Genomic DNA, 6,367 nt, shown 5'->3' with positions numbered 1-6,367 from the left:
GCACACCTCTGATAACGTTGTCCCGATTATCTCGCCGCCATTCATAACGCCTCGACCTTTGTGCCGGCACCGGAAGTTCCTGTCGATGATCCCAATCGGAGCCTTCATTGTCAAAGTGCGATGCAGATCGCCTTTCAGAAAATGGCGGAACGGGCCATGGCCGCCGGGTGGCGAGAACAAGAGGTCGCCGCGGCATTGGTCGACCTTGCCGACAATCATATGCTTACCTTCGATTCCAATCAGGAAATCAAAGAAGCCACCAAAAGCGCGATTTCGAAACTCGGTTCCCGCCAACGCTAGATTGCAGCGATTTCCGGTGACTACAAACAAACTCAGGTGGTGCCTCAATTTCAATCGTTTAGCAATATGATGGCCGCGTCGCACGGTTCATCTGATACAACTTCGGTCTCATGGCCTTTCCCACGCGTGTCCGCCATGAGCCATGCGCTCCCGGTCTTAACCATTCGGATTTCGCCGTCGCTGGCGGTCACCTTCAACTCGCCCGACAGGCAAAAGAGGATCTGGCGATGGGGAGACGGATGTCGTTCTCCCACCCATCCAACTGGCAGGCGGACCACAACGTAACCTGAAGCGTCGCCAACTGATGAAACCAGCAAGGAAGGTGCTGGAGGAGCAAAATCGCTGACTTCCAACGTTATCTCATAGTCATCAAAATGGCTTTCGCCAGCAGCATCCTCTTTCAGGCGAACTACGCGGCGCGATGCTGTCATTTGCTTCCCCCGATTGGCGTTGGGACCGCGAGCCAGAATGTACAAACTAGCATTAGCGCCCCCGATTGGTTGCGCTATGAAATCTACCATGTATTGCGCCGGGCATATAAGTCGGATGCAGCTCGTGACAGCGCCGACAACGGACGTCCACTCCGAAGCCTCGGTCAATTTCGTTTCCTACAAGGAGAGCCACGCGTTTTGTTACGATTGGTGTCGAGACGGCGAATGCCCTAATTAAGAGTCTTAGAATACCCTCATCTTTTGATGGCTTGGAGACACTTCTCAATGAACGTCGATACCCCATTGTAACAGTTGGCAATAACCGCCGCGCGAGCATCACATCCCTGATTTAAATGATGTTCCGCGATCGTTGGCCGGGCCTATCAACGGCTGTAAGGTCGCCACGACGACGAACGCGGGAACAACAAGTGACATGGCATCAAAGACAACATTGAACGCAAAAAATCTCGAGGCACTCGGTGCCGAAAGGCTGGCTGCGTTGCTAATCGAGATCAGTACGGGAAGCGCAGCCAACAAACGGCGTTTGCGGATAGAGCTCGCCGGAATGCAGAGCGGCGAAGAGCTTGCCCGGGAAGTGACCAAACGTTTGTCGTCCATTGATCGGTCACAGTCAAAGATAGGCTGGCGGCGGATTAAAGCGCTCAAAAGTGATCTCGACACTCAGCGTCGCGTCATCGCCGAAACTATCGCCGGAATCGATGCTGATGAGGCGCTGGAGGTTATGTGGCGTTTTATGGGAGTGGCTCGCTCGGTGTTTTCGCGCTGCACCGATAGCAATGGTACGATCATGGCCGTTTTCCGTCTCGCTTGTGTGGATCTGGGCATGATTGCAAAGACGGCGGGACGGGATCCGCGTCTGCTTGCGGACCGCGCCTTCAGTGCCTTGCAGCACAACGACTATGGCCAGTTTGACAGTTTGATTGAAGCGTTAGCGCCTGCCCTCGGCTTGGAAGGTCTCGATCGCCTGAAAATGCTATTTGTGGAATGGTCAAAACAGGCGGAGGGCGATCTGCCAGGAAGTGGCCGAGCTGCCTCTGGTCGAAGCGATGCAAGAGCGTCCTTTGAGGATATCCTCAACCTCCGAAAACGCGATCGAACCATACGAACGACTCTGGAACAGATCGCCGACGCGCAAGGCGATGTCGACGCATTCATCGCACAGAAGGGTGAGCATGCGAGATCAGAGCCAGCAGTCGCCGCAGAGATTGCCCGCAGGTTGGTGGCCGCCGGGCGGCCGGACGAAGCGCTGGACGCCATTAACAAGGCCGAGCTCACAAACAGCCATCCAGTCCCTTTCGAATGGGAAGCCGCGTACACAGAAGTACTGGACGCTCTGGGACGCAAAGATGAGGCCCAGGAGTTTCGGTGGCAGTCGTTCGAACGAACGCTTAACTCCGATCATCTGCGGGCATTTCTGAAACGCCTGCCGGATTTCGACGACATGGAGGCGGAGGAGAAGGCGCTTGCTTACGTATATCACGATCCCGATGTCTACCGCGCCTTGGCATTCCTATTGTCGTGGCCGGCGCTGGATCACGCGGGGAGGCTGGTGATCTCGCGAGCAGCACAATTCGATGGCGACCGTTATGAATTCCTGACATCCGCGGCCGAGGCGCTGCGGGATAAACACCCCCTGGCGTCGGTCATCCTCCTGCGCGCAATAATCGACTTCGTGCTAGATCGCACACGAACTGCCCGATATAAGCACGCCGCCCGCCACTTGGCTGAGGCTAGGCGGCTTTCAGCCGAGATCAAAGACTGGCACCCCGTTGATTCTCATGAAGACTATGCAGCAAACCTGAGAACCAAGCACAGAAGCAAGACCGGGTTTTGGAAGCTTGCAATTTATCTGTAACGCGAAAGTGGGAACAGGACCGATGCCGATCGCAGTGAACGGTTTAAGTCTTCGCGTCAAACAGCATTCTTGAATTTGACACGCCTTTCAAGCTCGGCTGCGCTCTCCTTCCGTTCGCTGTAACGATCCGTCAGATAGCCAGAAACGTCACGGGTTAGGAGCGTGAACTTGACGAGTTCCTCCATCACATCGACGACGCGGTCGTAGTAGGCGGACGGCTTCATGCGGCCGTGCTCGTCAAATTCTTGATAAGCCTTGGCCACCGATGACTGGTTGGGAATGGTGATCATGCGCATCCAGCGCCCGAGCACCCGCATCTGGTTGACCGCATTGAACGACTGAGAACCGCCCGATACCTGCATCACTGCGAGCGTTCGTCCCTGGGTGGGGCGGATCGAGCCGTCGGCAAGCGGTATCCAGTCGATCTGCGACTTCATCACGCCGGACATGGCACCGTGCCGCTCTGGACTGGTCCAAACCTGGCCCTCGGACCACAACGACAACTCCCGGAGTTCTTGTACCTTCGGATGGTCGGTCGGCGCGCCATCCGGAAGCGGAAGACCGGCGGGATCGTAGATGCGGGTCTCGGCACCGAAGTGCTCCAGAAGCCGCGCGGCTTCCTGCGTAAGCAGGCGGCTGTAGGAGACTTTGCGCAGGGAGCCGTAGAGCAAGAGGATGCGTGGACGGTGCACTGAGCGTAGACCGGACAGGTTGGAGGCATCCGGAACCTGCAGCGCGGCCGAGGAAACATTGGGCAAATCAGACAACACGCCTTCCTTCGCTGTCGAAGACGACCTCGCCGTCTTCCTTCGTGAAAGGAGCGTTCTGCGGGACCGGCAGTATCTCAAGAACCAACTCCGATGGTCGGCTGAGCCGCACGCCTTTATCGCTGACGACGAACGGACGGTTTATCAGGATCGGATGGGCTTCCATTGCATCGAGCAACTGCTCATCTGTCATCGATGGGTTGTCGAGTCCGAGTTCGGCAAACGGCGTGCCTTTTTCGCGGATCGCCTCCCGAACCGTCAGGCCGGCCCTCCGGATCAGGTCCATCAGTTCCTGGCGGCTCGGAGGGGTCTTGAGATATTCGATGATCGTCGGCTCGATCCCCGCATTACGGATCATGGCCAGTGTGTTGCGGGAGGTGCCGCAGTCAGGGTTGTGATAAATGGTGACGTTCGTGGTCATTCAGCACCTTTCAGTTTGTTGAGCGCTTGGGGCGTGGGTTTCTGTTCGGCCAGCATCCAGCCGGCAAGCGCCATCGCGAGCAGTGCGCCGAGGAATTCTGCAATGATAAAGCCGGGTAAGTCGACGGGCCGGATGCCTGCGAAGGTGTTCGACAGTGCTCGCGCGATGGCGACGGCCGGATTGGCAAACGATGTCGAGGCGGTGAACCAGTAGGCGGCAGTAATGTAGAGTCCGACCAGCCAAGGAACTGCATCCGGCCGAAAGCGAAGGCCGGCAAGGATGGTAAAGACCAGTCCGAAGGCTGCCACCGCCTCCGCAATCCACTGTCCCGTCCCGGTGCGAACTGTCGCTGAAATCTCGATGATTGGAAGCTCGAACATCGCGTGCGCTATGAGTGATCCACCTATACCGCCCGCGAACTGCGCAACGATGTAGAAGAGCGCTGCATTCGCATCTATCTCCCGCTGGAGTGCGAAGACCGTCGTCACCACCGGATTGAAGTGTGCGCCCGAGATTGGTCCCAGAATGGTGATCAGAACCACCAGGATCGCGCCAGTGGGGATCGTATTACCGAGCAGGGAAAGCGCCACATCGTTGGTCAGCCGGTCAGCCATGATTCCCGAACCGACGACAGTGGCAACGAGCATCGCCGTGCCGAGCGCTTCTGCTGCAAGGCGGCGGGACAGGTCCGGTATCACAGCCATGAACGCACCTTCGGCAGATTGCTGCCAATTTCGGCCGAACCGATGGCCTGGACCACGCCCCGCATCACATGGCCGGCGGCGATGCCGACGACGGTACACAAAGCCGCCCAGAGGGTGAGACAACGCTCAAAGATGGACATGGGCTTTCCTTAGATGGAAACGGATCGCGACAGGACAGACGCCGGCGCAGGGCATAGGCTGGTGGCCTGCGGCGTGGCCAGGATCGCGGGGGGCACAGCGTTTCGGTCGACCGGGTGGAAGCCGAGCTTACCGAAAAACGGTGCGGCATCGGTCGTCAGTAGATAGCCCGTTTCCGCTCCCTGGATGTCGGCATAGCGGAGCAACAGACGTGTGATAGCACTGCCGTGTCCGTGCTTTTGCGCTTCGGGCGGCACTGCAATTGAGCGAAGGAGCGCATCCTTGCCGTAGAATTCGATGCCGCCGTATCCGACAGGATTGCCCTGACGATCGGCAAAGCGAAAGAACTTGCCTTTGGACTCGCCCAGATCGTCAGTCGGAAGCGATGCCGAACGCAAAGTCGCGTCAAATTCTTCGTCGACCGGACTGATTTCTTCCGCTTCCAGCCCCTCACGGCGGCCGATGGCTTGCAGCTTCGTTGTCAGCCACATCCGATCGATGGAATCGTGCCGCAGATTGAGGAATGCCATGATCCTGTTCTTCATGTAGCGGGCGGCCAGCGAAAAGGCTCGTTCCTTTTCGATGTCGATGCCTTCGACGGCCGCAGGGTCTTCGATACCCCAATGAGCGGTTAAGGGATGACCGGGCCAAATCGGGCACGCCTCTCCCGCTGCGCTGTCGCAGACCGTGAAAATGAAGTCCATCTCCGGAGCGCCCGGTTCGGCAAATTCGTCCCAGCTTTTCGAACGGAAGCCGTCCGTTGGATAACCGAGAGCATCGAGAACCTTCAGCGCGAATGGGTTGACCTCTCCCTTCGGCTGGCTGCCGGCCGAGAACGCACGGAAGCGGCCTTTGCCCTCGGTGTTCAAGATCGATTCTGCCAGGATCGATCGTGCAGAGTTTCCAGTGCAGAGAAACAGGACGTTATAGATGCGATCATGCATTGAAGTTCTCCTTGGGCGGGCAGCATGGAACGATGTCGGCAAGCAATGGGGCGCAAATGTCGGGATGGCCCGCGCAGCAATCCTTCAAAAGGAAATTGATGGCTTCGCGCAGGTTCTCGAAGTTGGCCCGGTAAATGATCGAACGGCTCTGCCGCTCGGACGAGATCAGACCTGCCCGCGATAGGATCGCCAGATGGGTCGACATGGTGTTCTGCGGAACGTCGAGGATGCGTGACACCTCACCCGCCGCGATACCGTCTGGCTCGTGCATGACGATGAGCTTGAACGCGTCCATACGCGTTGGTTGCGCAATAGCCGAAAAGGCTTCGATGACTTTATCTTTTTCCATATATCGGGATTTACCGATATTATATTGGGTCGTCAAGGCGTGCCTCTACATTCCGGATACCGAGAAACCTGATCGCGAGAAATGCGAGTAACTTCAATTTAATTGATTCTATATATGCATCAATTTCGTTTGATTGAATGATGAATTAGGACGAAACTGCTCGCCAAGTCAATGCGGCAACTTAGATTGGACCGCGAGATTTAGGAGACTTTTCCATGAACACGCACCATAAAAACCATGATCACCATTTGAACGGTCTTGCCGAGGTGGTCCTCAACGGAGCGAACCTTGTGATTAAGGCTGCCGAGGTTGCACGTGACAGATATCTGCGAGCACGCAACCTGAGGGCAACGGAGACTGCGCTCGAGGGCCTGCCTGAAGACATACGACACGACCTTGGTTGGCCCGACTTATATGAACGCCACGATTCGCCTTCG

The 6,367-nt window shown here is 57.0% G+C and carries 7 protein-coding genes and 4 pseudogenes; 2 read left to right on the top strand and 9 right to left on the bottom strand.

The window, feature by feature from the left end; translation table 11 throughout:
- Nucleotides 1-384: hypothetical protein (locus tag AAAC48_RS10655; protein WP_340654145.1), on the bottom strand; the 384-nt coding region annotated here is incomplete at its 3' end.
- Nucleotides 351-731 carry a cupin domain-containing protein gene (locus tag AAAC48_RS10650; RefSeq protein ID WP_340654144.1) on the bottom strand — a complete coding sequence of 127 codons (381 nt, stop codon included), beginning with the start codon at nucleotides 729-731 and terminating at the stop codon, nucleotides 351-353. The genes AAAC48_RS10655 and AAAC48_RS10650, both read right to left, overlap by 34 nt.
- 433 nt (nucleotides 732-1,164) lie before the next feature.
- Between AAAC48_RS10650 and AAAC48_RS10645 the strand changes: the two genes are divergently transcribed.
- Nucleotides 1,165-2,607, top strand: coding sequence for a DUF6880 family protein (locus tag AAAC48_RS10645; RefSeq protein ID WP_340654143.1), 1,443 nt, complete (start codon nucleotides 1,165-1,167; stop codon nucleotides 2,605-2,607).
- A 56-nt stretch (nucleotides 2,608-2,663) separates the two neighbouring features.
- On the opposite strand, the gene arsH is transcribed toward AAAC48_RS10645, so the two are convergent.
- The 7 genes and pseudogenes from arsH to AAAC48_RS10610 form a co-directional block, all read right to left on the bottom strand.
- Nucleotides 2,664-3,377: an arsenical resistance protein ArsH gene (gene arsH / locus AAAC48_RS10640; RefSeq protein WP_340654142.1), complete on the bottom strand. Its 714-nt coding sequence runs from the start codon at nucleotides 3,375-3,377 to the stop codon at nucleotides 2,664-2,666.
- On the bottom strand, nucleotides 3,367-3,795 hold the full coding sequence (arsC, locus tag AAAC48_RS10635; RefSeq protein ID WP_340654141.1) for an arsenate reductase (glutaredoxin): 429 nt from the start codon (nucleotides 3,793-3,795) through the stop codon (nucleotides 3,367-3,369). The genes arsH and arsC overlap by 11 nt, the downstream gene beginning before the upstream one ends.
- Nucleotides 3,792-4,499 (bottom strand): MIP/aquaporin family protein, encoded by a 708-nt coding sequence (locus AAAC48_RS10630; RefSeq protein WP_340654140.1) that lies wholly within the window; start codon nucleotides 4,497-4,499, stop codon nucleotides 3,792-3,794. Before AAAC48_RS10630 ends, arsC begins: the two co-directional genes overlap by 4 nt.
- Nucleotides 4,500-4,510: 11 nt before the next feature.
- Nucleotides 4,511-4,639, bottom strand: a pseudogene (locus AAAC48_RS10625) (arsenical-resistance protein); the annotation flags it as partial.
- A gap of 9 nt (nucleotides 4,640-4,648) precedes the next feature.
- A pseudogene (gene arsN2 / locus AAAC48_RS10620) lies at nucleotides 4,649-5,041 on the bottom strand (arsenic resistance N-acetyltransferase ArsN2); the annotation flags it as partial.
- A 42-nt stretch (nucleotides 5,042-5,083) separates the two neighbouring features.
- Nucleotides 5,084-5,581, bottom strand: a pseudogene (locus AAAC48_RS10615) (arsenate reductase ArsC); the annotation flags it as partial.
- Nucleotides 5,574-5,930, bottom strand: coding sequence for a metalloregulator ArsR/SmtB family transcription factor (locus AAAC48_RS10610; protein ID WP_340654146.1), 357 nt, complete (start codon nucleotides 5,928-5,930; stop codon nucleotides 5,574-5,576). The pseudogene AAAC48_RS10615 and the gene AAAC48_RS10610, both read right to left, overlap by 8 nt.
- A 215-nt stretch (nucleotides 5,931-6,145) precedes the next feature.
- Between AAAC48_RS10610 and AAAC48_RS10605 the strand changes: the two are divergent.
- Nucleotides 6,146-6,367 (top strand): annotated as a pseudogene (locus tag AAAC48_RS10605) (hypothetical protein); the annotation flags it as partial.

Origin of the sequence: Phyllobacterium sp. (genome assembly GCF_037994405.1) — a bacterium.
Lineage (GTDB): Bacteria > Pseudomonadota > Alphaproteobacteria > Rhizobiales > Rhizobiaceae > Phyllobacterium.
This window is presented reverse-complemented; position numbering and strand designations above follow the sequence as displayed.